The sequence below is a fragment of the Halostella sp. PRR32 genome (assembly GCF_034808085.1).
Taxonomy (GTDB): Archaea; Halobacteriota; Halobacteria; order Halobacteriales; family Natronoarchaeaceae; genus Halostella; species Halostella pelagica.
In genome coordinates this window covers 1-281 of record NZ_JAXHGL010000071.1, presented here as the reverse complement: position 1 = coordinate 281, position 281 = coordinate 1, and the positions used below count along the sequence as shown (strand labels likewise).

Here is a 281-nt window from a genome sequence, read left to right as displayed (position 1 = left end):
CCAAGATCGCGATCCCGAACTCGGGGAGGACGGGACCGAGCAGCACGACGATGATGATGTACATCACCGTCGTCGGCATCCCCATGCCGACGATCACGGCCGCGAGTCCGGCGAGGATCAACAGGAGGACGAGCGACCCGCCGCTCACGCTGATGATGAGCGCACGGAGGCTCCCGCCGAGCCCGGTGATCCCGATGACGCCGGGGATGATCCCGGCGGCGGCGACCGCGACGACCACGATGGTCGCGGTCTTCGCGCCGGAGTCCATCGCCTTCAGCACG

General features: G+C 68.3%; 1 protein-coding gene. It reads right to left on the bottom strand.

Annotated features, from left to right (window positions below; genetic code table 11):
• A partial coding sequence (locus SM753_RS20425; protein WP_323192911.1) for a TRAP transporter large permease subunit occupies positions 1–281 on the bottom strand: 281 nt, incomplete at both ends.